Raw genomic sequence first — 26,032 nt, forward strand, 5'->3', positions numbered from 1 at the left:
CATGCCTGCTAAGGGTCCGCGCGCCGCCAAGCCCGCCCAAAAGTGGCTCGCCATCGTCGGCATCGGCGAGGACGGTGTAGCGGGTCTCGGCGACGAGGCCAAGCAGCGCATCGCGCAGGCCGACGTCGTCTTTGGCGGCAAGCGGCATCTCGCTCTCGTCTCACCTCTGGCCAAGGGCGAAACCCGCTCCTGGCCGACGCCCTTCGACGCCGAAATGCGCGACGTGCTGGCGCTCAAGGGCAAGAAAATCTGTGTGTTGGCCTCCGGCGATCCATTCTTCCACGGCGTCGGCGTCACGCTGGCGCGCAAGGTCAAGCCGGATGAGATGCTCGTCCTGCCGGCGCCTTCCTCTCTGTCGCTGGCCGCCTCCCGTCTCGGTTGGGCGCTGCAGGACGTCGAGACCATCTCACTGCACGGCCATTCGATCGACCTGATCCGGCCCCTGCTCCATCGCGGCGCGCGTATCCTGGCGCTTACCTCCGACGCCGACGCGCCGGTAGCCATCGCCGCACTGCTCAGCGAACTCGGCTTCGGCGCGTCGCGGCTGACGGTCCTTGAAGCGCTCGGCGGTGCCGATGAGGCGCATCGAACCTCCCGCGCCGATGCCTTCGATCTCAAAAACATCAACCCGCTCAACGTGCTGGCGCTCGAAATTGAATCGACGCCGGATGCGCGCGTTCTGCCCTTGACCACCGGCCTCGCCGATCACCTGTTCGAACATGACGGTCAGATCACCAAGCGCGAGATCCGCGCCGTCACGCTGTCGGCGCTGGCGCCGCGGCGCGGCGAGCTGCTGTGGGACATCGGCGCCGGTTCCGGTTCGATCGGCATCGAATGGATGCTGGCGCATCCTTCGCTGCGCGCCATTGCCATCGAAGCCAACAGCGAACGCGCCGACCGCATCGCCCGCAACGCCGCGCATTGCGGCGTGCCCGGCCTTGTCGTGGTCGAAGGCGCCGCGCCCAAGGCATTCGCCAAGCTCGAAACGCCGGATGCGATCTTCATCGGCGGCGGCGGCAGCGATGCCGGCGTGCTGGAGAAGGCGATCAAGGCGCTGCGTACCGGCGGCCGCCTCGTCGCCAACGCGGTGACGCTGGAGATGGAGGCGCTGCTGCTCGACCAGCACAACAGCCACGGCGGCGATCTCACGCGCATCGCGCTGTCGCGCGCGGCCCCGGTCGGCTCCATGCAGGCCTGGCGACCGGCCATGCCTGTCACGCAGTGGAGCTGGGTGAAGCCATGATGGTCGCGGGCATCGGCAGCCGCAAAGGCGTGAGCGTCGAAGAAGTGCTGGCGGCGATCGAGACCGCGCTTGAAGCGCATGGCTTCGCGATATCAGCGCTTTCGGCGCTGGCGACCGCCCCGCTCAAGAAGGATGAGGCGGCGATTGCCGCCGCCGGCCGCGCGCTCAACCTGCCGGTGGTCATTGCCGAAGACCAGGTCCTGCAGCTGGCCTCGCCGGGCGCTCGCAGCCGTTGCGATCTGTCGCAGAGCCGCGCCGGCACGCCGTCGGTTTCGGAGGCGTCGGCGCTTGCGGTTGCCGGGGCCGGTGCAAGACTGCTCGGACCTCGCACGGTGCTTGGCCCGGTCACCTGCGCCATCGCCATCAGCGGAGACGCGCCATGACGGTCCATTTCATCGGCGCCGGTCCGGGCGCTGCCGATCTCATCACGCTGCGCGGCGCGCGGCTGTTGGCCAGTTGCCCGGTCTGCCTCCATGCCGGTTCGATCGTCGCGCCGGAGCTGCTCGAGCATTGCGCGCCCGGCACCAAATTGATCGATACCGCGCCGATGTCGCTCGACGAGATCGAGGCCGAATATGTCGCCGCGCACAAGGCCGGCCAGGATGTCGCGCGCCTGCACTCCGGCGATCTTTCGGTGTGGAGCGCAGTCGCAGAGCAAATAAGGCGACTGGAAAAGCACGGCATCCCCTACACTTTGACCCCTGGCGTCCCTTCCTTCGCCGCGGCAGCGGCAGCACTTCGCCGCGAGCTCACCATTCCCGAGCTCGCGCAAAGCCTGGTGCTGACCCGCGTCTCCGGCCGTGCCTCGAAAATGCCGCCGGGCGAGACGCTGGCCGGCTTTGGCCGCACCGGCGCCACGCTTGCCATCCATCTTGCCATCCACGCCATCGACCGCGTCGTCGCCGATCTGACGCCGCTTTACGGCGCCGAATGCCCGGTCGCGGTCGTCTTCCGCGCCTCGTGGCCGGACGAACGCATCCTGACCGGCACGCTCGGCACTATCGAAGCGCAACTGGTGGAAAACCCGATGGAGCGCACGGCGATCATCTTCGTCGGTAGCGCTTTGGCCACCCAGGATTTCGGCGAAAGCTCACTCTACGACGCCCACTATCAGCGGCGTTTTCGCGGACGGGACGGATTGTGAACGGCAGCGCCAATACGAACGGACGGGCAAATATAGATCAGGCGCTGGCGCGACTGAACTTCAAGCCGCGCGAACTGGAACCCGGTCATGTCTGGCTGGCCGGCGCCGGCCCCGGCGACCCCGGCTGCCTGACGCTTGAGGTGCTGGCCGCGCTCGGACAATGCGACGCGCTGGTCTATGACGCGCTGGTCTCGCCCGATGTCGTGGCGGTCGCTCAAGGCGCGGAGCTCTTCTACGCCGGGAAGCGCGGCGGCCAGCCCTCGATGAAGCAGGACGACATCAACACACTCCTGGTACGGCTGGCGCGCGAGGGTCGCCGCGTGGTGCGGCTGAAAGGGGGCGACCCTTATATTTTCGGTCGTGGCGGCGAAGAGGCTTTGGCGCTCGCCGGCGAGAAAATTCCGTTCCGGGTGCTCTCAGGCCTGACCTCGGGCCTGAGCGCGCTTGCAGCTACAGGCATCCCCGCCACCATGCGCGGCATAAACAAGGCCGTCATCCTCGCCACTGGCCATGCCGCCGGCACCGATGACGACATCGACTGGGCGGCGATCGCCCGCACCGGACAGCCGGTCGTCGTCTATATGGGCATGGCCCATCTGCCGGTGATCGCGGCAAAGCTGCTCGAAGGCGGCCTCGCGCCCTCGACACCCGCCGCGGTGATCGTCGCGGCAACCACGCCGCAGGAGCGCATCGTCGTCGCCACGCTCGCCACCATCGCCGAGGAGGCCGCGGCCGCCGGGCTAGCCTCCCCGGCGCTGATCGTCGTCGGCGGCATCGTCGCCATGCGCGCGGCACTGGCGGGCGAGATATGACGGCGCGCGCGATCATCATCGGCGCGCCGCGCTCCGGCTCGGGCAAGACCAGCGTCACCATCGGCCTGTTGCGCGCGCTTGCCCGGCGCGGGTTGAAGGTGCGCGGCGCGAAGTCCGGCCCGGACTATATCGATCCGGGCTTCCATACCGCTGCTACCGGCCTGTCCGGCGTCAATCTCGACAGCTGGGCGATGTCGCCTTCCCTGCTCAACGCGCTGGCGTTCCAAGCCGCGGACGACGCCGAATACATCATCCTCGAAAGCGCGATGGGCCTGTTCGACGGCATCCCCGCGCCGGAAGGTCGCTCCGGCTCGGCCGCCGATCTTGCGCGGCTCTACGGCCTCCCTGTGCTTCTGGTGCTCGACGTTTCCGGACAGTCGACCACGGCGGCGGCGGTGGCCAAGGGTTTTGCCACCTACGATCCCGACGTGCGCATGGCCGGCGTCGTGCTCAATCGCCTCGGCAGCGAACGCCATCGCCGCCTGTCGGGCGACGCCATCGAAGCGATCGGCCTGCCCGTGGTCGGCGCCATCCTGCGCGATCCGACGCTCAACCTGCCGGAGCGCCATCTCGGCCTCGTCCAGGCCGGCGAGTACGAGAACCTGATGGCGCATCTCGATCGACTGGCCGACATGGTCGAGAAATCGCTCGACATCGACACCATCCTGGCGCTGGCGACCCCGCTGGAACCGGCCCCCGGCGACTTCGGCGATGCGCTGCAGCCGCCTGGACAGCGCATCGCGCTGGCGCAAGACGCCGCCTTCACCTTCCTCTATCCGCATGTCGCCACGCACTGGCGCAAGGCAGGCGCCGAGATCGTGCCGTTCTCGCCGCTTGCCGACGAAGCGCCGGGCCAAGATTGCGACGTCTGCTGGCTCCCCGGCGGCTATCCCGAGCTCCATGCCGGCAAGCTCGCGGCCGCCGACAATTTCCAGAAGGGAATGGCGCGTTTTGCGGCGACGAAGCCGGTTCACGGCGAGTGCGGCGGCTTCATGGTGCTGGGCGAAGGGCTGGAAGACGCGGAGGGGACAAGCCACAGGATGCTCGGCCTGCTTGGCCATTCGACCAGCTTCGCCAGGCGCAAGATGAACCTCGGCTATCGCGAGGCGCGGCTGCGCGCCGCCTGCCCGCTGGGGCCGGAAGGCACGCTGATCCGCGGCCATGAATTCCACTACGCGCAGATGACCGCCTCGGGCAATGACGAGCCACTGGCCGACCTTGCCGACGGCCAGGGCAATCCGCTCGGCGCCTCCGGCTACCGGCGCGGCCATGTCAGCGGCACTTTCTTCCATGCCATAGCGAGGGGCGCATGAGCGGCCCCTCCGCACCCCGGCAAGTGCTTGACGATATCGGCCTCAGCCTCGTCTTCTTCACCAGGCTGAGGTTGCCATCGAGCGACTTCGGCGGCCGCAGCCTGGCGGATGCGATTTGGGCCGCACCATTCGCCGGCCTCGCGGTGGCGATCATCGGCGCGCTCGTCTATGCCATCGCCACTGCTCTCGGCCTCGCCACCGGGCCGGCCGCGGCACTTGCGCTTGCCGCGACGATGCTCGTCACCGGCTGCCTGCACGAGGACGGGCTTTCCGATATCGCTGATGGCTTTTGGGGCGGCAGGACGCGCGACAGGAAGCTGGAGATCATGCGCGACAGCCGCATCGGCGCCTATGGCGCGGCAGCGCTTGGCATCTCGCTGCTGATCCGCTGGAGCGCGCTGTCGCAACTGACTGGGCCCGGCCATGTCTTCCTGGCGCTGCTCGCCGCGCATGCCGCCTCGCGCGGTCTGTTCGGCGCCTTCATGCACCTTCTGCCCCCGGCCCGCGCCGATGGTCTGTCGGCGGGCGCTGGCTCCGTCACCACCGAAACCGCTGTTATCGGCGCAGCGCTTGGTGCCGTGGCACTATTGGCGCTCGGCCTTGGCGGCGCGATCGCCGCCCTCATCCTGCTCGGCCTGATCTTTGCGGCCTTCCGCGCGCTTTGCCTCAGCCAGATCGGCGGCCAGACCGGCGACACGATCGGCGCGCTGCAGCAGCTGGGTGAGATCGCGGTGCTGCTCGTCGCATCCGTTTGCCTTTCCTGATTCTCTTTCGGAGACCTTGCCCCCATGTGCCCCCAATCAACTTCCTTCAAATCCCTCGAAGACCTGCGTGCCGCCTGCCTCGACCTTTCCGCCGGCAGCGACACCGCGGCAGCAGCCGTTGCCCGCCGCCAGGACACGCTGACTAAGCCGCCGGGCAGCCTGGGCCGGCTGGAAACGATCGCCGCCTGGCTGGCGCGCTGGCAGAGCCGCGACATGCCGAAGCTCGATGCGGTGAAGGTTTTCGTCTTCGCCGGCAATCACGGCGTCACCGCGCAGGGCGTGTCGGCCTATCCTTCGGAAGTCACCGTGCAGATGGTGGCGAATTTCGCGGGCGGCGGCGCTGCCATAAACCAGCTCGCCCGCATCGCCGGCGCCAAGCTCGACGTCATCCCGTTCGATCTCGATCACCCGACCGGCGATTTCACGCAGGTTCCGGCGATGGACGAAAAGGCTTTCCTCGCCGCCATCTCGGCCGGCTACGACGCCGTGACCAAGGATCTCGACCTAGTTTGCTTCGGCGAGATGGGCATCGGCAACACCACCCCTGCGGCGGCGATCTCGACCGCGTTGTTCGGCGGCGGCGCTGAAAAATGGACGGGGCGCGGCACCGGTGTCGACGATGCCGGGCTGCAGCGCAAGGTCGTGGCCATCGAGGCAGGCCTCAAGCGCCATGCCGATTCGCTCTCCGACCCGCTGAAGATCGCCGCGGCCCTTGGCGGACGTGAGCTGGCGGCCATCCTCGGCGCCACGCTCGCCGCGCGCAAGAACAACGTGCCGGTGCTGCTCGACGGCTTCGTCTGCACCGCGGCTGTCGCGCCGCTGGCCAGGCTGCACCCGACCGGCCTTGCCCACACCGTCGCCGCCCACGTCTCGGCCGAAGCCGGTCACCGCCGCCTGCTCGAATCACTCGGCCTGCCACCGCTGCTCGATCTTGGCATGCGGCTCGGCGAAGGCTCCGGCGCCTGCCTTGCCGTCAACATCGTGCGCTCGGCGCTGGAATGCCATGCCAGGATGGCAAGCTTCGCCGAGGCCGGCGTTTCGGAAAAATAAAAATCGGTCGAAATTTCAACACTGTTGAAACATCGAAATAACGTCATCTCGGTTATTCCATGGGATGTAGATGTCTCATGGGAGATCGATCGATGTATTTGAAATATCTAATATCTGCTGCGATTCTTGTTTCCGCGGCTTCGCCGGCCTTGTCTCAGGATCAATATGTTCGCCCGCTTCGCCCCGGTGAAGACGGGTCGGCCAGGATCCAGTCGTCGATCTCGATGACCTTTCCGGTCAAGGATGACGACGACGCTGCCGCGCAGCAGCAGGTCGCGCTTCGCTCCTTCTACAAGGTCGCTGCAGGCAGTTGCGCCATGGTGCTCGAGACCGTCGCCGATACATGCGAGATTGCCGGCATGAGCACCAATCTCAATGCCAGGGACCGCAACACAGGCGGTTACGGCGGATCGCAGCTCACGGTGAGCGGTCAGATCACGATGAAGGTCAAGTTCAAGGCGAGCCTCGGCAAGACGGCGCCGTAGGCGCCGCTCTTGCGGTCAACTTCGTTATTTTGATGAGAAGATTTGGTGGGTGTGCACAGGATCGAACTGTGGACCCGCTGATTAAGAGAAGACTGGGCACTAAACAATATCAATAGCTTGGCTTTTCGACCCGTGAGCTTTGCCGGATAAATCAGCGGGTTCGCTCACGCGACCTGTCGTATCAGTTCGGCCGGGTTCGTCGCTCCTGCTCTATGGCCTGCAGCGTGGCCGTGAGAGCCGCAACGGCATTCGAGAGCCCGACGATGCTGTCCTGCACGCGGTCAAGCCTAGTCAACGTCGCGGACTGGAATTTTTCGCTCGAGGCCGCATCCTGCACTTGCTTGGTCTCGACCGCGGTCAAGCGTTCCGACAGCTTCGATGCCTGCGTTGCGGCGCCATTGGCGGATTGCTGCACCGAAGCGACGTTCTCGCGGATCGTCTGAAGCTGGTCGGTCTGCCAGCTCGAATAGAGCCAGAACAGCAGACCAATAGTCGGCAAAGCCAGCGCCATCGAAATCCGCGCCACGGCGAGGAGCAAGACGTTTTCGGCGATCTTCTGCGAAGCATTCGGCATGCTGTCACCCTCCATCGGTCCGCCCTTCAAGGATGCCAACCGCAAAGCTTTTCGCCTTTGCGGTTGTGCGCCAGCAACGCCCTGGCCTGGGCATCGGTGAGTTGGTCGACGGCGGCGGCCGAGAGCCGGGCCGGCGAGGAAACGCTGCAGAAGCTACCGGCGGCCGTGCTGCAGCCGGCAAGTGCCAAGGCGAGCATGAGCGCCAGGGCTGTTACTTGTCCCATGTCTTCAGCTCCTGGCGCACCTTGTCGGCCGGCAGCGCGCCGACGTCGTTGTCGACCTGGTCGGCGATGTCGCGGGCTTTGGCTTCCTCTGCCGCCTGCGCCGCCGCCTGGTCGGCCTTGCCCTTGCGCCAGGCGCGCCATAGGGCGAAGGCGCCGCCGGCGATCGCAGCGCCGGCGAGCGCCAGGTAAGGCAGCGCCTGCTGAAGCAGTGCGGTGAAGATCTCCACCATGTCAGAGATCCTTTGCACGGGCGCGGCGAAGCAGTTCTGTGAGCACGCCGGAGCCGACGATGTAGATGGGCAGCCACTTCTCCGGCACATACTGATTGAACAGCGACGGATCGGTGACCGAGATCGTGGTCATGATGGCGCCGAGCAGCATCTGCAGGCGCGCCCATGCGATGGTTTCAGAGTTCTTGAACCAGGCCTTGATCCTTGCCCACATGTCATTTCCTCCGATGCAGCCAGACCGCCACGACAATCACCACGACCAAGCCGATCCCGCCGAACAGGATCCACTCGCCGGACTGCCACCCGGCGCCGCCGGCGGCAGTGCCGATGCCGAGCGCGGCCAGGATCCCGGCGAACCATTTCGTTTTGACGGGTGCCGCCAAGGGCTGCGGTTCCCGTGCCGCGGCCACGGGCGGCGAGGCCGCCGGCGTTTGCGCGCTGGCGGGCTTGTCTGCCGGCGCGGTGGCCATGGCAAGCACCTGGGCGAGCATCGCCTCGACACGCTCCGGAGACACAAGCGCCTTGTTCAAGCCATCGCCGGCGTAGTAGCTCTGCCCACGCTTCAGCGAGCGCGTCGCGCCCTTGGTGGCGGAGAGCACCGGGAAGGACGCCCATTCCTGCGCCAGGGCCTTGCCGAACGCTATCGGGCCGATCTTGCCGGCCACAAAGTCGGAATAGCCGCGCTCGATCAGCAGCTGGTAGCCGAGCCTGTCCTGCATGCCCGCATCCAGGAGCTCGGCGCCAGAGAGCATGAGCTTCTTTTTCAGGCGCTGCAGCGTGGCGCGCATGAACTGCAGCTTGCCGGCGGCCGAGCTGCCGAACATCTTCGACCAGGAAAGCCCGGCCGAGATCACCTCGTCGATCGTCATCGACGTGAGCGGCTTTACAAGCTTCGCCTGGTTGTTGCCGTAAACGGTGTCGTAGCCGCGCGGCGCTTCGATGCTGCCGATGAAATCGAGCAGCGCGGCCGCTGCCTTTGGAATGTTCCGATCCATGCCCGCCGTCCCTGGTTGAGGTGACGGCAGATTAGGCCAGTGGCGGTTGCGTCAACCGCTGAAGCGAGACCCTACATGATGATCAGGGACGGCGGATCGACCTTCGCTTTTTCGATCACGACCATGCTGTCGTGCACGTGGATCGCCGGAATGCTGCGGTGCAGGTCCATGTCCGCCATGGCGTTGTCGACTGGGCCGTACCAGCTATGCAAGCAATCGACGATGTCCTTGACGACTTCGATGAACGTTCCCGGTCGGCGCAGGCCGCCCTGCCAGTCCGCCCAATAGGCGGTGTGAAGATCTTCACAGATATATAGGCCGCCTTCCGACAACAGCGGAAACAGCGTCCGGAAGCTCGTCAGCTGGTGCTCGGCAACATGGCTGCCGTCATCGATGACGATGTCGAGACCACCCATTTCCTTGACGACCGATCGGAGAAATTCCGGATCGGCCTGACTGCCGATCCGGGCTTGGCAATCGAGCCCGAGCGCTTCCACCTTTTCCCGGCAGCTCGGTACGATATCGACCCCATAGAGGATCGCGGCCTGCCCGAAATAAGGCCGCCAGATGTTGAACGACCCGCCGTCCGCAATGCCGATCTCCATGAAACGAAGATTTGCCTTCCCCCGGTAGGCCGACAAGTAGCGGTCATAAACATCAAGATAGTGGTGCCATTTCATGGAAACGGCGCCCGATCGCTCGAAATATATATGAGCAAGTTCTGATGTAGACTTCTTGGCCAGGTCGGCTATTTCCGCTGGGTCACGGACGTGCCTAAAGGTGTCGCTCACGATATTCACTCCCACTTGCTTTCCGGGGTACGCGCGCGTTCTTCCATATCGTCGTCGCGCTGGCAAGTTTGTCGCGGCCCTTATTCCTTCACGATGGCCTGCCCTTCTAGCAGCAGATCGACGGGTCCGCAGACATTCGGCGCATAGTTGAAGGCGCGGCCTACGCCTTCTTTGATCACTGTGCTTTCGGCCGCATCGATCTCGCAGCCAATGGCTTTGAACCCGCTCGGATCGCCATGCTCTTTTACGTGAGCAGCAAGACGATCTGTATCTTCCTTGCATGCGTTGCTGATGCGCAACGCCAGCTTGAACGCGTCGGCGGCGGCACGAACCGTGCCCTGCCCGTCCTTGGGCGCGGCAAGCAGACCGGAGATCGCTGCATCCTGCAGTGTCATATCCGGCCCTTTCGGGTCGGGCGAAGCCTTCAAAGGCGTACCGTCGAGCGCCATCAGCGGCTTGGTGAAGTCGATTTTCATGCGTTCTCCTGTTTTGCGGTCACGTCACGCGGCCAGGCCGAGATTGATCAGAGCCGTGCGGATCTGGTTGATGCGGGTGGCAATGTTGGTGTTTGTCTCCGCGCCGCCGGTGCTAAGCGCTGCGCCGATCGCCTGCTGCGCCACAGGTGCCACGCCAAAGAAGCCGACGCCTGTCGTGTTGTACTCGACCTTCTTGGCGCCGGCGCCGTCGAGGAATTTCCAGCCGCCGGTTCCCGTTCCTTGAAGGGCGCCGCTGATGTTGGCGTCAGTGCCGGAGGTGTACAGCAAGGGGCTGCCGGTCGTGACCGCCGCGATGACTGCCAGCCTGTTGACGGAGGCGGCCGGCCCGTCGACCTGGAATGTGTTGAGGCCCTGGTTGCGGAAGAAGATCGTTCCGGCGCCCTTCGAAAGCAGCACCAGCGGGATATCGGCGTCGGTACCGGCGGCCCGAAGGGTGACGGCTTGTCCGGTGGCCGAGCCTTGAAGCTGCCAGTAATTGGCGGCGTTCGCCACATGGGCAACTTCAAACTGCTTGGCCGTGCCGTTGGTGTAGAAGGAATGGACGCCCGTGCCTTTGGTGGCGTAGCCCATGCCGATATTGGCGTCCGTACCGGCAGCGGCAAGCGAAGGAGCAGCCGCGGCGATGGCGCCGGTGGCCTGCACATAGTTGACGGCATTGGCCGTATGAGAGACCGCGAACTGTGTCGCCGGCGTGCCGTTGTAGTTCGAGACAAAGCTGAAGCCGCCGGTACCCTTGGTCTGGAACCCCATTCCGACATTGGCTGCGGAGCCCTGCGTCTGGAAAACCGGCAGGCCGGCGGTCGAGCCGAACGCGGCGATGTAACCGGTGAGCACGCCGCTGACTTTCGCCACCTGGAAGGAGGCTAGCGAGTTGTCGTTTAGGAAACGCGCTCCGGAGCTATCGATCGACAGCGTCTGCTTGTCGGTCGCGACGTCGACGGTCGAGACGAGATCGAACCCGACATTGCTGCCGGCATACTGCCATTCGATGACATGCCCCCTGGCAAGCTTGATCGCCGTGCCGAAGCCCGCGACGCCATCACTGCCGGTGAGGCCATCTGCGGCGAAGACGATGCCCGTGTTCCACGTGCTGCCGTTCTTGTAGATCAGGATCGCGTGCGCGGACGGATTGGTTGGTGCTCCGGCGGCTGGATCGCCGCCGCCGGCGAAGCCAATGCCCATAGCCGCAGAAAACGGCGAATAGGGGCTGGTGATGGGGTTGGTGGCCGATTTGTTCTTGACGGCGATTTCGCCGGCATAGGAAGCAGCGGCCGTGGTGCTGACCGTTTCCAGATAAAGAGCCCAGACAGCCGTCCCCATATCCGCGCTGTCCTGGATGGCGAAGCCAGACAACGCGATCGGCACCATGTAGGTGTAGTCGACAAACTGCAGGGTTGCGGTGCCATTGGCCGCCGCGCCGGCCGTATGAACCGGCGCCACGCCGGAGAACACACCGCCGACCGTGACGTCGTACACACGTCCCTGGTAGGCGACGCGGGTGCCGAGCACGCCATTTGCGCCGGAAATCCATGGCGTCGGGACGGCACCCGCGACGCCGTAGTTGGGAAATTGCGTGTACTGGTCGCTAGCACGCGTGGCAAACGAGCCGCCAACACCGCCTTTAGAGGAGTAGGAGGCGAAACTGGCGGCGCGATCGAGATAGCCCGAACCGCCCGGGGCGGTGGCCACATAGGAGGCATTCTCGCCCCTGTTTCCGTTGAAATCGCGGGCCGCCGCATCGATCAACACGCGGTCGGTCATGCGATGGATGCGAGCTGCGTCGACCTGCCAGAATTTCCCCGTCAGCGCCTGCGCGAATTTTCCGGTGTCCGGCTGCAGCGCAGTTCCGATCAAGGCCACCGCCGCCGCCACCGACGCGGCGGCCGCCGTGGCGATGCCGGCCTGTGTGGTGGCGATCACCGCCTGTGCCGTGGCGGTCGCTGCAGCGGCAACGGCCGAAGCGGTAGAGCCGAGAATGGACGAAACATTCTCGCCCGAGCCGACCATGTTGCCGTCCTGGAACATGACAAGCTCGCCATCGGCGCCCGCGGTGATCGCGCCTCCGGCCGTGCCGTAGGCGGCTTTCCAGCTGCGATCGATATCGCGCCGCTGCTCCTGGGCGATGATCATCAGCCGGTCGAGATCTTCGTCGGTGGCGGCGGAATTGTAGCGGCCGCCGCGCACGATCGACAGCACGCGCTCGAGCACGGCCTTGCCGACCGGCATGTACTTCTCGCCAGCGGCCGCCGGCGCCGTCAGCGTGAAGCTGCCCCCGGCGGGGTTTTCGGCGCCGGCCACGTCGTAGTCGGCCGGCCGCGCCAGCGTCGAGACCGTGCCGTCGAGCGCGACTTTCAGAATGGTGACGTCGTCATCATCCTGGAATGGGAACGGGATCGCAAAAACGGTTTGCGCTGCAGCGGCCGTGTAACTGCGCCAGCGGGCATCCGGATTGACGGGGAAGACTGCGCTCATGGTTCGGGTCCCGATTGTGATCGGGCCAATGATGAGGCACCCGCCGTGCCGTCAACTTCACGGCACCAGGGCGGGTTTCTTCTTGCGCTTGATCTTCATTCCGCCCTCGAGCGGATTACCGGCCGACTGCACTTCGCCGACCAGGTCGAGCACCTGCGCCTGCGATCCTTCCTCGAGGACGCGCTGGCGCAGGTCCGGCCAGGCCTCTTTCACCGCCTCGTAGGTCCAGACTTTGTTGGTGGCGAAGCCATCGGCCAGGCGCTGCGCGAGATCCGGCGAGACCGCCTCGAGCTCGCGATAGAACCCGTCTTCCGGGATCTCCTGCCGTTGCGCCCAGCCGGGCACGCCGGTCAGCGCCAGAGCGTTCCGCGCCATGGCCATGCCCAAGGTCGACAGGATGTCATCGGCGGCCGTGCGAGCGGCCGAGCCGATCTCGAGCGGATTGCCCTGTCCGTCCGTCAGCCGGTTCATGGCGAGATCCCGGCGGATGGCGCCGATCGCCTCGATCGCGCCGCGCGCACGCAGCAGAGGATGCAGTCGGCGCGCCTTCGCTTCCATCGCCGACATGCCGATATAGACCTTCGCGATGTCATCCTGCGACGCGTAATAGTCAGCCGCGCCGGCGGGATCTCCGCTGTCCATCATCGATCGCCAGCTCTTCGCCTTTCCCTCGAGGGTGCCCTGGCGCTCGCCGACCGTCTGCCAGAACATGGTGACGGATTGCGAACCTTTGGCCGCGTCCTTGATGAACCGGCGCGAGATCGGCGCATCGTCCCATGCGAAGCCCGGCGCGTCGGGCTGCGCCAGGTCATACAGCGAAAGCGCCGAGCGGCCCCATGATCCCAGATGCGCCGTGATCAGATGGTCGGCGATCGCCGGCGAAATGTTGAAGGCCTTGCCGAGCTCTTTCGACAGTTCCGACGTGCGCGCCGTGTACTGCAGGAACGGCTCGAGGCCCTGCAACTGCTCGGGCACGATCGGCGCGCCGGTGAAGAAATCGGTATTGGTCTTGACCTCGAAATAGGAGGTGATCGCCGGATTGCCCTCGAGGATCGACGGCGGCGCCAGCGTATAGAACAGGCTGTCCAGCCAGCGGCCGCCGGCGGCCGGATCCTGCTTGACCATGGCGTCATAGGACGCCTCCGCCAGGTTGATGACGGTCGCGAGCTCGAAGGGTTTCGGCACCGCGACCCAGCGGCCGCCAGACTTGATCATCCAGTGCGTCGCCTTGGTCTGCGCCGAGATCTCGTCATGGTCCTCGTTGCGGCTCTGCAGCGCGTAGAGAGAGATCGAGCCGACCGTGAGCGCCGCAAGATAGGCCCAGCTTTTGGCGGCCGCGCCGAGCGCCCGGGTGTCTTCCGGCGACAGCGCCTGGCCGAGCATCTTCTTGGCGATCGGCGCGATCATGTGGCGCGTCACCTTGTCGGTGCCCTGCAGCGCGACGTTGAAGAACGGGATCACGCGCGCCAGCGCCGCCATGCCGGATCCGCGCCGGTCGAAGTCGAGATAGTCGCGGGCACGCCAGCTCGCCTCGAGCGCCGCTTCCATGTCGGAAAGGCCGCGGGCTTTCGCTTCCTGGGCAAAGGTGCGGAAAAGGCCAAGCCGGGTCGCCGTTTCGGAGACCTCCGCCACCGACAGGATCCCGTGCCAGGACGACAGGCGGTTCGCAACCCAGCCCTTGCGGCGCAGGCCGGCAAGATCCCGCTCCGCCATCACCTTGGACAGCGACGCCGTTTCCTGCCCGCCAGAGAGGCCGCCAACGCGCGAATAGAGCCTAGCAGTCTCTGAGCCGAGCAGATCGTCGGCCGCGCCCTGCAGCGAGCGCCCTAGCCGCTGCAGCGGCTTGCCGTAAAGGATGGCGGCCATGGCCTGGTCGCGGACGAAATTCGCGCCGACGAACTCGAAAGCCGTCGTGATGCCCATGCGCAGGATCCGCGCCGGCACAGCCACGAGCTCGAGCCAGAAGTTGCGCTCATGCTGCGACATCGCTGCGAGCGTGCCGTACATAGCCTTGCCGAACTTGCCGTCCGCCAGGCGCAGCGCCTGCAGCTTGCCGCCGTCGCGGAAGAAAACGATCGGCTCACCCTTGTCGTTGATGATCGCCGGCCGGAAGATCGCCGCCTTCTCGTCGCCGATCGCGCTCTCGACGCTGTCGCGCAGCATCATGATATCGGGCTTCGCCAGGCCGGCATTGCGCGCCGCCGTCTCGACCGCCTCGAGCGGGTCGATCATCGTCGCCTTCATTTCCTTGGCCGGGATCCGCTCGGCGATCGCGCCGGCGCCCTGGCCGGCCGTCAACGCCAGGCGGTCGAGCGCCTTGACGACGTCATTGCGCGCGATCGCCATCGCTGTTTCGTAGGCGTCGGCCGCCATGCTCTCAAGCGGATTGATGACGTCGCGCTTGGAACCCCGGAAGCGGCTGGCAAATCCGCCCTTGGCGGTCTTGCCCTTCGACCGGCCGCCGGGCACCTTGGCGTCGGTGTCCGATGAGAAATCGCGCAGGCCGGGCACATAGTCGACGATCTTCAGGCCATCCTCATAGGTGACCTGATCGATCAGACCGGCGTCGAATTTCTTTTTCCAAAGCGCATGGCCAAACTCATGCACCTTGTCGGCCGCGCTGACGAATTGCGGATTTGCCTTGGCGAGCTCGGCGACGTTCTGCAGATGATCGCCATGCGTAAGCTTGTCCGGCGGGTTCGGGATCTCGCCGGCGCGGAACCGCTCCCATTCGCCGAGCGCTCGCCGCGACCAGAGGTACGACCCGAAGTCGCGCACCTTGTCGGCGTCCCATCCGGACAGCGCGTTCGGCTTGCCGGTCGCCTCGACGATCGCATCGCGCAGGCTCGGGCTTTCCGGATGCGTGCCGCGATACGGCGCCACGCCATACATCACGTCCATATGGCCGGCCGAGTAGGCGCCGCGCGACATCCGGGCCAGCTTGTAGGCGTCGCTCGAGACGTTGATGTCCATCGGCTTGCCCTTGTTGGCGATATGCACCGCCTGCAGCTCCTTCACCGCGCGGGCCAGCGGGTTCAGATCGTCGAATGCGAACGTGTAGATCCGCTGCAGCACGTCGTGGATGGTGCCGGCGACACCCTGCTTTTTGAGATCGGCGCTGGTCTTGCCGACCCAGCCCTTGCGCTTTGCCGAAACGATGGTAGAGGCGACGGCGGCCGTCGACGGCGCCGACAGGAAATCCGACCAGGCTTTCGACGCCTGGTCGATCGCGATCGAGATCTCCGGATGCGTCGCGAGCAAGGCCTCGAAAGATTTGGCAAAGGCTGGCGCTTCCTTCTGCGCATAGGGGCGATTGGTCAGCCAGAGGCGGAAGAATTCGGCGAAACCTTCGGTTGGACGGCCGGCGACGGGATCGTAGTCGAGCTTTCGGAGCTCGGCCGCGTGCGCCTTCATCAGCGCGGTCATGCCGGGAATGTTCTTCTCGACATGGTGGCCGTATTCGTGGCTGAGCACGTCGAAATCGTCGAGCGACTTCACCCGTACCACGCCGCTCGGCGACTTGAAGACGCCGAGCACCTTGCCGCCCTTGGCACGCGGCAAACGTCCTTGCCTGGTCGCGGCGACGTCCAGGGCGACCGCCAGGGCCTCCGCCGTCTCGCGAACGCGGGCGATGTTGGTGACGGCCTTCGACGTCGCCGCCGAGCCGCCGGCAGGCCGCTGCAGCTGGCCGCGCAGCGCGCCGGTCTGCACCGGCGTCGCCATGAAGGAATTAACCTCCGCCAGATCCTTTTCCTGCGCGGCCTGGCGTTTCGCCTGGCCGGCGCGGCCGAGCTCGACACCAGATGCGATACGCTCGTCGACGTTGCCCTTGGCCAGGCCTTCCTCGAGCGCCGTCAGCCGGTCCTTGGCTTTCGAGATCTCGGCGTCGAGCTCGGGCTTGGTCATGGCACCCATGCCGAGCTCGTAGACCATTTGGTCCGGAGCGGCCTTGTCATTGCGCAGCAGGCCGGGGCCGTAGCCGTTCTGCACCGGCTGCAGCTGCTCGAGCTCCGTCACTCGATCCTTGAGAGAAGCGATTTCCTGCACCTGGACGGCGCGACCTGCATTCTCGGGCGAGGCCGACGCCATCACCTGGTTGATGTCGTGGCCGTCCGCCTCGACCTTTTTGAGATCGTGGCCGGCGCCGGTCAGGATCTCGTCGGGCGTGACTGCAGCGGCTGGTGCCGGCATCGGCGCAACGTCTCTCGCCGCTGCGGCCTGCGCGGAAAGTTCATCGCCCAGCGTTGCCGCTTCCGGCTTTTCGGGAACAGGCGCGGCGGCCGGCGCCTTGGTTTTTTTCGCCTTTGGCGCCGGAGCCGCTTCCGGCTTTTCAGGAACTGGCGGTGCGGACGCCGCCTGTACCTCTTTACCCGTGACAATCTTGCCCGGTTCGGCCGCCGGTACCGGCGGCGCATCGTCCAGCCCGTCGAAAGGATTGGCGCCGGGCTCGGCCGCCGCTGCCTTTTCCTTTGCTGCAGCGTCAAACAGTTCACTTGTCGCCTTGCCCTTCGATCGCACGTCGAGCCCATGCGCGATCGAGCCGCCGGCGCCGCCGATGCCGAAACCGAGCAGGATCCCGCTGGCGTAGCGCCAAGGGTCGAAGCTGTCGCGATTGCCGGCGCCGAGCTCGATGCCCTGGATTGCCGCGTCCGAGACGGCATTGGCGGCCGCGCTGTCGATCGCGCCCGAGAAGATCTTCGCCCAAAGGCCGGTGACGGCCGCCTTGGTGCCGACCAGGACCTTTTCGCCTAGGCCGATCGGAATGAAATTTTCGGGGCTTGCCGCCGTACCGGCGACTGTGCCGGCGAGCGCCGTCGATCCCTCGAGGAAGCCGCTCCATTCCGGAAAGCTCTCGTAGCGCGCGTCGAAGCGCTGGCGATCATGCCGGTTCTTTTCCGTCGTCGCGTCGTTGATCGCGCCCAGGACGGTATTGTATCGCTGCCCCGCTTCGAAATTCAGCTTCAAGCGCTCGACATAGCCGGGCGGGGGCGCTGGCTGCAGCACCTCGCTCGGGCCTTCCGCGCCGGCATCGTCGAGCGTGTCGAATGGATTACTCATCGGCGACAAACCCTTCGCTGCCATCGGGTTCGAGCAATTCAGTTCCGCCCGGAACCTTGAATTTCATGGTCTGCGGCTTGCCCAGCAAACGCGCCGCCGCGCCCGGCCCAAACTTCTGGTCAAACTGCGGCGCCAACTGCGGATTTGCCGACAGCATCTGCGTCTGTTTGTAGTTCGGCACTGGCCACGCATCCGACCCCTTGGCCGCACCTGACTGCGCGGCGGCGTCGGTTTCCGACAACACGCCGCCCTGACGCTTGTCGGCGATCGACGGCTTGTTGCCGCGGTTCAGCCGCGAGAACAGGCCGGCGCCGAAACCCGCCATTTCCTTGTCGATGCCTTGGACCTGCAGGATTTGTTTCAGCACCGCGTCGCCATGCGGCCCATACGTCGCCTGCACCTGGTCGACCAGCTGGCTCATGGCTTTGGACTGCAAAGCCGGATCCGGCTGCGCCGTGACTGCCCGCGCCAGGGCGCGCGCTTCCTGGTTGGTCAGCGGCGACTGGCCGAGCTCGTCGATGCCGAGTGCCTTCTGTGCCTGCAGTCGGGCGGAAACGAGAACCTGCATGCTGTTCGCGTCTTGCGGGTTCGCCTGGTCGGCCATGGCCTTCACGTCCGGGAAGGCGCTTTCGACAGCGGCCGCCGGATCGTCGGCGCGGGCCTTGAGCACGGCCTGCGCCTTTTTGGTCGCTGCATCGAACACCTTGGCGTCGCCGACAAAGCCCGGCGCGCCGGCCTTCGGCGTCAGCGCCTCGAGGCGCTGCGAGATCTCGGCCGGCGTTGCGGTCTCCATGCCAGACGTCGCCTGCCACGTCCGTTCGGCCTGCGCGCGATCGGCGCGCCAGGCGTCGAACTTTTCCGGCCCGAGCAAGCTGGCGACCTTGTCGGGCGACAGGCCGCTTTCGTTCGGATCGAGGCCCTTGCCGGTCGCAGCAACGCTGGCGATGTCGTCTTTCACCAGGTCTTCAGTCCGCGCCGCCTCGACCTTCTGCGCGGCGGTCCGCTGGTTGATCTGGCCGCGAGCGTCGTTCCACAGCGTCGACGACAGTGCCTTGACCGTGTCGTATGGCAGCTTGGCCAGCGGCCCTTTGCCGGCCGTCCAGTCGTCGAGCAATCCCGTGGCGAACTGCTCTTTCTTCTCCGGCGTGTCGAGCGCTTCGTAAACGCCGCGCACGCGGCCGGTCGCCGCCGTCTCGGCCAGGTCTGCCTTCGCCTTCGCCGCCTGCAGCGGGGTCAGCGTGCCGTTGGCAAGCGCGCCATCGATCGAGCGACCAGCACGATCAAGCTCGCGCTGCATGATCTGGTCGCCCTTGGGATTGGCGCCGAGCGCGATCGCCTGGCGTTCGATCCCGAGCCGCTGCGCCGCCATACCCTCGAAGGCGGAGGCCTGCTCCGTCTCGCGCATCTTCGCAGCCGCCTTGTTCTGGGCGTCGAGCATGAAGGCCTGGCTGCGCTCGGCAAAGCGCTTGTCGAAGGCCTCCGCCAGGTGGGGATCCGCAAGGTTCGCATCCTTGGCGAATTCGGAATGAACCTTCGTCAGCGCGTCGGCCAGGCCGGCCGGGTTGTCCTGGTTGGCCTCATAGGCCGCCTGCATCTGCGTCTCGAGGCCGGTCTGCATGCGCCAGCCATAGGCGCTCGAGGCGGCGCGATTGTATGCATCGCCATAGATCGTGTCGCTGCGCTGCAGCGCCAGTGGCGTTGTCGACAGCACAGGAACAACCGGCCGGGTGCCCGAGTGCGCCCCGCCATAATAGGCGGCCTGGCTTTCGTGCAGGTTTTTAGCGTAAGCCGTGGCGTTCTTGGCGTTGTCGAAGATACCCAGATGCTGGCCGGTGCGATGGTAGAGCTTGATCGCGTCATCGTCGCTCAACAGCTTCCCGTCAGGCGAGACGGTCGGGATCAGGATCTCTTTGCCGTCCTCTTCGAACGAGATTGATCGGACGGTGCTGATCGAGCCGTCCTCATTCTTGACCACGGGGCGATTGCCCAGGTCGATATTTCCCGCCTGGACCAGCCCCTTTGGCGGCTCGACCGGCGCAGGTCCGGGCGCCGGCGCCGGCGCAGCGCCACCGGCCGGCTGTCCATCGATGTCCGCGAACTTACGCGTCCACAAGCCGGCAAATTCTCCCGCCTGCATCCCAGCCTTGCCGCCATTCACCGCCACCGCCCGCGCTCCGACAGCCGTGGACGCAAGCTGCTTGGGATCAGCGAGCAGCTTCGCCGCGCCGCCGGCACCTTGCTGGTGAGCGAGATAAAGCTCACCGGCGGTAGGGTCGCGCCCGAGCACCTTGCGCAGATACGCCGCGTTGTCGGCAGTCAGGCGTGCTGCAGCGTCGGCCGACTGGCCCCAATCGAAAGGATTGGCCAGGCCGTACCGCCGAGCGGTGCCCGAAACGAACTGGAATGGCCCCTTGGCGCCGGTAGGCGAAACGGCGCTGGCATTGCCGCTGCTTTCGATCATCGCCACGCGCTTCAGATACGCCGCACTCACGCCGTGCCGAGCGGCCGCCTGGGTGACGATGCTGTCTGCGTCGCCGGAAAGCTGGCCGGCCTTGCCTGCAGCGGCCGCCTGCGAAGCCTGCATCTGCAGATATGCAGCGCCCGACGACGCTCCTGCCGCCAGGCCGGCTTGCTCCCCCTCTCGCGCTGCAGCGGCGTCGGCCATCCTGCCGAGACGATCGGAAAGCTTGCCAGCGACGGAACTCAGAGCGCGCCAGGCTTCGCCGGTGTCGACGGCGTAGGACTGCGCGTCGCCGATCTTGGCGTACTGGTCGAACTGCCGGAGCGCGCCCGGATCTCGAGACTGCCGGTTCACCATAGGCCCGCCCCTGCAGGATATTTCGTCGTCAAGTCAGGCCCGCCGCGCACGGCACCGTCGAGGCCAGTGTTGAGCAGGCCGCCGGCGGCGCCAAGCAGCGCTCCGCCGATCGTCGAGCTCGCCTGTCGCCGGTAGCCTTGTGCACGCATCTTCGCCAAGGCCATGCGGAAGTCGCTGTCACGGCGGTCGATGGTGAGCTCGTCGGCGGCGCGCTGGGTCGCGGTCTGCTTGGCGTCCTGGGCGATGCCGCCAGAAATGTCGATGCCGGCCGCCGCGAACGTCACGTCGTTGTCGCCGAGAACCTGCAGTAGCGTGCGCTTCATTTGCGTCTGCCGTTGCGTGTCCTGGACCTTGTCTTGCCCCGCCTGCAGCTCGACCGCGTCGGCCTGATCTTTGGATGCCTGCGCGCTCGCAAAGCCAGCCCCGAGCGTGCCGATCGCCGACAGGACGCCGACCAGCGTCTGCGCACCGCTCAAACCGGCCGCCGTCGCGCCGCCTGTCGCGGCGGCGGCCGCACCGCCCCCGCCGAAGATCGAGGCAATCGCCGAAATTGCCGCCTGCATTGTCTTGGCCTCCCCTAGAGCGCCGCTTCGATGGTGATCGACCGCACGGTCATGCGGCCAGGTCGCGTTTGTGTGATGGTGACATACGGATCATCCTGGTAACCCGTCAGTCCCCGCAATTTGAGATCGCCGGTGTACGGCGCCTGCAGCTCGGGCAGGTCCGCGACAGCTCCATAGCGGAGCAGGTCGATATCGACCGGCGGCTTGCCGTTCACGCCGATCGCGATCGACGTCGTGTCGAGCACGGACAGGATCACCGAATGGATACGCGCGCGCCGCTTCAACACGATGTTCGGGCCGACCGTGCGCGGCAACGGCAACGTCTGCATGACAGGCGGCGACCAGGTGCCGACCGTCACCGCCATCACGCCGGCCGGCAGCGTGATCGATCCGCCGGCGACATGGAACGGCCCGAACACGTCGTCGTCGCCGATCGCCCAGACGTCGCGGCCGTTGAAGCGCGCCAGGCCGCCGATCACCTTGGTCGGAACGCCGTAGGTGAAGGAAATCGCCGCGTCGAGCAGCAAACCGCTTTCTAGGCGCTCGAGGCGACGAGCATCCGGCCGGTCGATCAGCCAGCTCATTTCGTTGCGGCCGTTGACCGAGACGGCGATCGGCGTGCCGGCCGTCGTCATGCGTGTGAAGGCGGTGACCTCCTGTTCGCGCAGGATCGTCACCAGGCGGGCCTCACCGCTGTCCAGGATCATCCCGAGCAGATTGCCGCTGGTCGAGGTGTTGGCGCGGCGGATCGCGAGATCCTTGCCGTGCTTCACCAGGTGCGGCGCCAGCAGCGAAATATCCGTGGCGACGAAATTGCCTTCGACGTCGGTGTACCGGTTCTCGCCGAGCACATCGCCATCCGAATGCAGGAACAGGGCAGCGCCTTCATTCTCGACGATCGTCACGCCCCGCCGCGTGCCGTGGCGCGACGACTGGACATGGTTAGGCGCGGTCGTTTTCGAAAGCGCCCGCTCCGCCAGCCAGTATTCGGCTTGCGTCGTGAAGATCAGCAGGTTGCGGTTCGGCACGATGCGCTCGATCCGCTCGCCGCCAGCAACGTCCATGGGGATGAGCGCCGGGCCGTTCGCCTCCGTGAAGCGCTTGTCGTAGTTGTAGTAGTCGCCGACCTTCGAGAACATCCAGGCATTGGCCAGCGATTTGAAGCCGCCGACCAGCAGTCGCTGGCTGTAGAACGCGCCGCAGTGCGGCCATCCCCTGGTCGGCGATATCAAGGGCTCGCCGGGATCGACGCCGGGCACTGTCTTGAACGAGAGGATCGCGGCGTCGGCCTTGTTGATGACGTCGCCGGAAACCGCCCACCCGTCGCCGACGTTGCCGGCGCCGGCGAATTCGATGTTGATTTTTCTCCCCCCGGATCCGCCGCTGTCCGAAACCGCCGTCGCGCCCGCCGCGACGTTCGGCAGATCGAGGATTGCCGCCTGGATGTCCGCCGCCAGGACCAGCATGTCGCTGTTGTACTCGATCGAAATCGTCTTCTGGTTCGAAACCGTCAGGTAAAACACGGTCGCGGCGGACGTCAGACCTACGAATTCCAGCTGCCATTTTGCCGGCACGCCATTGGTGTAGACCGCGCCATAGTCATAGGTCGGGATCCCGACGAACGGCACGTCGTCGACCGCCCAATTGTCCGGCGCCAGGATTTTGATGCGCTGCGGCTTCAGATCGTTGTGAAAGAGCAGCATGGTGTCGAGCTGCTGGGCAACCGTAAACGTCGACAGCATGTCAGCCGTGATGCCGGTGACGACAGTGTCGAGCTCGGCCGTCTCGCCCCACATGGCGCAGCCCAGCGGCTTGAACACCAGGTCGTAGGACGATCCGTCGGACGCGTCGAAGGGAAAAATCCGAGACGCTGCAGCATCGACGGCACCGACGTCGCGCAGACCATCCCGGACCTTGAAGCCGCCTTGCGGGATCACCTGGACGTTTTCCATGCGCCGCGCGCCGGTGCCGAAATATTTCAGCTCCCAGCGATCGTGCAGTGAAGGGTCGAGCTCGCCGGCAGTGCTCGCCGATTGCATTCTGCCCGGGCGCGCAACCATGCGTCAGCTCTTCCAGGCGCGTTCGAAGGGATTGTTTCGCCAGTCCGGCTTGCGCGGCGGCGTGGCCTGGGCGTCCTCATTGATCGCGGCACGCATCTGCCCGCCCCGGAAATTCTCCATCGGACTGCCGTAGGCGACCTGCGTCAGCGTCTCCATCGTCTGGCGATCGGACGCCAGCGAGAAAGCGAGCCTGGCCGCAACGGCGCTGATCGTGCAAGACTTGAACGTAGCGCTCCAAAGATGCGGCGCCGGGATGATCTTGATCATCGCGAACAGCGGCTCGCAACTGGCATGCACCGTGGCGTCGACCAGGCTGTAGCGATTGAAGCGATGGTCGGGGCTGGTGATGTCGTCGGTCACATAGATCGGCGGCCCGACACGCTCGGGCGGCAGGTCGAAAACATAGGTCCAGCCGGAAAGCGGCACGGCGTCGCTGACGCGGGAGAGCTGGCGCAGCGATCGGCAGAACGAGAACTGATAGACGCCGCAGTTGAAGCCGACGACATCCTCATAGATCGAGATCGCGGCGCCGCCGGCCTCGCCGTCGAAAGCCTCGAGCGGATCCTCGCCGATGACGGCGCAGGCGGCATTGACGATATCGAGAGGCTGCAGCAACGACATGATCAGCTCCTACCGTGACCAAAAACCAGCCCCGGCGACGTGACGCGCCGGAGCTGGCGACGAAGCGCAAAGCGTCAGGCGACGTTCTGCGCCGCGATCGTGACGACGCCGGCGGCGATCGCCGTGACGAGGTAGTTGCGCAACATCGGCGCGCCGTCGTTGTCGAGCGACATCAGGATGATGTCGCCCTTCTTCAGCCGGGTCGCGATGCTGTTGAAATAGCCCGCGGTGATGACGGCGGCCGTGTCGTCGTTGGTGACATAGGCGTGCAGGGCGACATTGGTGCCGGCAGCGCCGTTCACATCGGGCGTGCCGATATGGGTGAGGGTCTTGAAGCCTTTGGCATTGAAAGCCATGGTTCGGATCTCCGGTTGCGGTTTGAGGAAAACCGCCCGGCGGAATGGCCGCCGGGCGTAGGCCGGTCAAATCAGACGATGGCGATCGCGCTGTTCGAGCTGGTGGTGAAGCACTTGATGCCCTTGCCTTCCTGCATCGTGGTGGCGCAGCCCTTGGCCTGCATGTTGATGGTCCACCAGTCTTCGTAGTTGTCCCACTGCGGGATGACGCGGAGATCCGTATGGTTGCCCCAGCCGAGCGCCGACTTGTGCCAGATCATCAGATCCTGCTTGTTGGCCGCCGGCACCCGGTAGAAGTCTTCCGGGTCTTCCTCGACCTGCAGGAACCAGTTGACGCCGTTCCAGAAGCGGGTGTCGGTCGCTTGCGTGAACGGCAGGTCTTTCACATGGTCGGCCGAGTTGACCACCTTGTTGCCGAGGAACTGGTTCCACTGCAGCGAGGGCAGGCCGCAATAGACCTGGCCGTCCCACGGCACCTTGTCGTTCTGCAGCGCAGAGCAAAGCGTCAGGGCATTAGCCGCGGTGAAGGCGCCGGCCGAGAAGTCGAGCCCGGCATCGGCGGCCGGCTTGGCCGTCTTCATGACGGTGTAGACCTCGATATCGGTGGCTCGGCCGAGCGCCATGGCGCCCGACTGGTAGACGATTTCCTTTTCGTCCACCGACATGCGATCGAGGTTGAATTCCTCGACGGTATCGAAGGCCACCCAGGTGGCGAGCGGAACCTCGAATTTCTTGCGATCGGCGCCGCCGGGAATGTTGCGCTGATTGGCGGCGGTCTTTTTGCGCGCGACGGTTTTGCCGGCGAGCCAGAAGACGGCCTTTTCGGCGCCTTCGATGCGGGTCGCGGCCGTCACCATCGGACGGAGGCGGTTGCCCTTGTTCTGGTAGATGTGCATGGCCCGGTTCGCGTACTGGGTCGGGAACCAGGTGGGTGCATTCACGGTCATTTGGAAACTCCGATGTTAAAAGGGAAACACCGGGGTGGAGAGGCCGCGAACGCGCCGGCAGGTCCGCCTTTGGTCCTCGCAAGGAGGCGGAGAGGCCACCGGCGGCGCAGGTCCGCCCGAAAGTGCATGAGAAGCCTAATCGGGCGGCGATGCGGTCAACTTTACCAGGCCGTCTTGTTGGCCGGCGCGAGACGCTGATAGGCCTCGTCGTACTTCTTGCGCAGATCCTCGTCGAAGCGCTTCGCCGGATCCGTATGGTTGCGGTTCGCCGGATCGATACGCGGGTCGTTATCGAGTTTCTTCAGGTCCTCGACCGTGAGCGCGCCGGCGGCGTTGCCGTCGCCGCCAATCCGGATCCCGTTCTCCGCCAGGCGCCCCGATAGAGCGCGCAGCAGCACGTTGCCTTCGGCCGTGTCGGTCAAGCCGAGTAACGCCGCCTCGACCTTCGGCTTAAGCTTTTCCGGGATATCCTTCAGCTGGGTGAAAAGGCCCTTGGCGAAGGCGTCGGTTTCGGTCAGGGCCTTCGTCGCGCCGGCGGCATCGAGGCCGAGCTCGCTCGCGAACGTCTTCAATTCCGCTTTCGGATCGAACACCTCACCTAGCAGGCCCTTTTCGGCCAACGGGCCGTACAGATCCTCGATCACGCCGGCGAAGGCCTGCGCAGGAATGCCGTGCTTGTGGAAAGCCTGCCGCGCCTGGTCGAAAACGGGATTGGCCTTCAGGTCGCCGAAATAGGGCTTCAGCTTGTCACTCGGCTCATAGACATAGCCGTCCGGCTTTTCCGGAGCCTTCGGCATTGTGGCCAGCTTGTCGCGCAGGCCGCCGAACCTGGTGTTGACGTCATTGAAACCGCCGAGCAGCTTGCCCAAGGTTTCATCGGCAGATGCCCCCTTGAACTCGTCAGGCAGACCGGCCGGCGCCGTCCAGCCACCGCCACCGGTGCCATCGCCACCACCGCCGCCGCCGCCTTCAGGCGCGCGCAGCGGCAGGTACTTCTCCAAAAGATTCCACATGT

At 65.7% G+C, this 26,032-nt stretch carries 24 protein-coding genes; 8 read left to right on the plus strand and 16 right to left on the minus strand.

Annotated features, from left to right (window positions below):
- The first annotated feature begins 1 nt into the window (after position 1).
- The 8 genes from cbiE to LB572_RS02940 all read left to right on the plus strand — a co-directional run bounded on the left by cbiE (position 2) and on the right by LB572_RS02940 (position 6,811).
- Complete coding sequence (cbiE, locus tag LB572_RS02905; protein ID WP_224666636.1) at positions 2-1,243, plus strand: precorrin-6y C5,15-methyltransferase (decarboxylating) subunit CbiE; 1,242 nt, start codon at positions 2-4, stop codon at positions 1,241-1,243.
- Entirely contained in the window at positions 1,240-1,626 is a 387-nt protein-coding gene (locus LB572_RS02910) for a cobalamin biosynthesis protein (protein ID WP_140807108.1), read from the plus strand. The genes cbiE and LB572_RS02910 overlap by 4 nt, the downstream gene beginning before the upstream one ends.
- Positions 1,623-2,387: a precorrin-4 C(11)-methyltransferase gene (gene cobM, locus LB572_RS02915; protein WP_140807109.1), complete on the plus strand. Its 765-nt coding sequence runs from the start codon at positions 1,623-1,625 to the stop codon at positions 2,385-2,387. Before LB572_RS02910 ends, cobM begins: the two co-directional genes overlap by 4 nt.
- Positions 2,384-3,199: a uroporphyrinogen-III C-methyltransferase gene (gene cobA, locus LB572_RS02920; RefSeq protein ID WP_224666637.1), complete on the plus strand. Its 816-nt coding sequence runs from the start codon at positions 2,384-2,386 to the stop codon at positions 3,197-3,199. The genes cobM and cobA overlap by 4 nt, the downstream gene beginning before the upstream one ends.
- On the plus strand, positions 3,196-4,512 hold the full coding sequence (locus tag LB572_RS02925) for a cobyrinate a,c-diamide synthase (protein WP_224666638.1): 1,317 nt from the start codon (positions 3,196-3,198) through the stop codon (positions 4,510-4,512). The genes cobA and LB572_RS02925 overlap by 4 nt, the downstream gene beginning before the upstream one ends.
- Entirely contained in the window at positions 4,509-5,276 is a 768-nt protein-coding gene (cobS, locus tag LB572_RS02930) for an adenosylcobinamide-GDP ribazoletransferase (RefSeq protein ID WP_224666639.1), read from the plus strand. Before LB572_RS02925 ends, cobS begins: the two co-directional genes overlap by 4 nt.
- A gap of 24 nt (positions 5,277-5,300) precedes the next feature.
- A complete protein-coding gene (cobT, locus tag LB572_RS02935; RefSeq protein WP_224666640.1) occupies positions 5,301-6,326 on the plus strand; it encodes a nicotinate-nucleotide--dimethylbenzimidazole phosphoribosyltransferase in 1,026 nt (341 codons plus the stop codon).
- 224 nt (positions 6,327-6,550) lie between these two features.
- On the plus strand, positions 6,551-6,811 hold the full coding sequence (locus LB572_RS02940; protein WP_224666641.1) for a hypothetical protein: 261 nt from the start codon (positions 6,551-6,553) through the stop codon (positions 6,809-6,811).
- 181 nt (positions 6,812-6,992) lie between these two features.
- On the opposite strand, the gene LB572_RS02945 is transcribed toward LB572_RS02940, so the two are convergent.
- The 16 genes from LB572_RS02945 to LB572_RS03020 all read right to left on the minus strand — a co-directional run bounded on the left by LB572_RS02945 (position 6,993) and on the right by LB572_RS03020 (position 26,030).
- The gene (locus LB572_RS02945; RefSeq protein ID WP_224666642.1) at positions 6,993-7,385 is read right to left on the minus strand and encodes a hypothetical protein; all 393 of its coding nucleotides are present in this window, start codon (positions 7,383-7,385) and stop codon (positions 6,993-6,995) included.
- Positions 7,386-7,411: 26 nt separating this feature from the next.
- Positions 7,412-7,609, minus strand: a complete 198-nt coding sequence (locus tag LB572_RS02950) for a hypothetical protein (protein WP_224666643.1) — start codon at positions 7,607-7,609, stop codon at positions 7,412-7,414.
- On the minus strand, positions 7,597-7,839 hold the full coding sequence (locus LB572_RS02955) for a hypothetical protein (protein WP_224666644.1): 243 nt from the start codon (positions 7,837-7,839) through the stop codon (positions 7,597-7,599). Before LB572_RS02955 ends, LB572_RS02950 begins: the two co-directional genes overlap by 13 nt.
- Position 7,840: 1 nt before the next feature.
- Positions 7,841-8,053: a hypothetical protein gene (locus tag LB572_RS02960; RefSeq protein WP_224666645.1), complete on the minus strand. Its 213-nt coding sequence runs from the start codon at positions 8,051-8,053 to the stop codon at positions 7,841-7,843.
- 1 nt (position 8,054) lies between these two features.
- Complete coding sequence (locus tag LB572_RS02965; RefSeq protein ID WP_224666646.1) at positions 8,055-8,834, minus strand: hypothetical protein; 780 nt, start codon at positions 8,832-8,834, stop codon at positions 8,055-8,057.
- 71 nt (positions 8,835-8,905) lie between these two features.
- Positions 8,906-9,625 (minus strand): class I SAM-dependent methyltransferase, encoded by a 720-nt coding sequence (locus LB572_RS02970; protein WP_224666647.1) that lies wholly within the window; start codon positions 9,623-9,625, stop codon positions 8,906-8,908.
- Positions 9,626-9,705: 80 nt separating this feature from the next.
- A complete protein-coding gene (locus tag LB572_RS02975) occupies positions 9,706-10,101 on the minus strand; it encodes a hypothetical protein (RefSeq protein ID WP_224666648.1) in 396 nt (131 codons plus the stop codon).
- 24 nt (positions 10,102-10,125) lie between these two features.
- The gene (locus LB572_RS02980; protein ID WP_224666649.1) at positions 10,126-12,594 is read right to left on the minus strand and encodes a hypothetical protein; all 2,469 of its coding nucleotides are present in this window, start codon (positions 12,592-12,594) and stop codon (positions 10,126-10,128) included.
- Positions 12,595-12,651: 57 nt separating this feature from the next.
- Positions 12,652-17,652, minus strand: a complete 5,001-nt coding sequence (locus LB572_RS02985) for an LPD38 domain-containing protein (protein WP_224666650.1) — start codon at positions 17,650-17,652, stop codon at positions 12,652-12,654.
- Positions 17,645-20,470, minus strand: a complete 2,826-nt coding sequence (locus tag LB572_RS02990) for a transglycosylase SLT domain-containing protein (protein ID WP_224666651.1) — start codon at positions 20,468-20,470, stop codon at positions 17,645-17,647. The genes LB572_RS02985 and LB572_RS02990 overlap by 8 nt, the downstream gene beginning before the upstream one ends.
- Positions 20,464-21,033, minus strand: a complete 570-nt coding sequence (locus LB572_RS02995) for a hypothetical protein (protein ID WP_224666652.1) — start codon at positions 21,031-21,033, stop codon at positions 20,464-20,466. Before LB572_RS02995 ends, LB572_RS02990 begins: the two co-directional genes overlap by 7 nt.
- A gap of 14 nt (positions 21,034-21,047) precedes the next feature.
- A complete protein-coding gene (locus LB572_RS03000; RefSeq protein WP_224666653.1) occupies positions 21,048-23,093 on the minus strand; it encodes a hypothetical protein in 2,046 nt (681 codons plus the stop codon).
- 3 nt (positions 23,094-23,096) lie between these two features.
- A complete protein-coding gene (locus tag LB572_RS03005) occupies positions 23,097-23,714 on the minus strand; it encodes a hypothetical protein (RefSeq protein WP_224666654.1) in 618 nt (205 codons plus the stop codon).
- 74 nt (positions 23,715-23,788) lie between these two features.
- Entirely contained in the window at positions 23,789-24,070 is a 282-nt protein-coding gene (locus LB572_RS03010) for a hypothetical protein (protein WP_224666655.1), read from the minus strand.
- Positions 24,071-24,141: 71 nt separating this feature from the next.
- A complete protein-coding gene (locus LB572_RS03015; RefSeq protein WP_224666656.1) occupies positions 24,142-25,017 on the minus strand; it encodes a phage capsid protein in 876 nt (291 codons plus the stop codon).
- Positions 25,018-25,178: 161 nt separating this feature from the next.
- Positions 25,179-26,030, minus strand: coding sequence for a hypothetical protein (locus LB572_RS03020; RefSeq protein WP_224666657.1), 852 nt, complete (start codon positions 26,028-26,030; stop codon positions 25,179-25,181).
- Positions 26,031-26,032 lie beyond the last annotated feature (2 nt).

Origin of the sequence: Mesorhizobium sp. BH1-1-5 (assembly GCF_020165615.1) — a bacterium.
Lineage (GTDB): Bacteria > Pseudomonadota > Alphaproteobacteria > Rhizobiales > Rhizobiaceae > Mesorhizobium.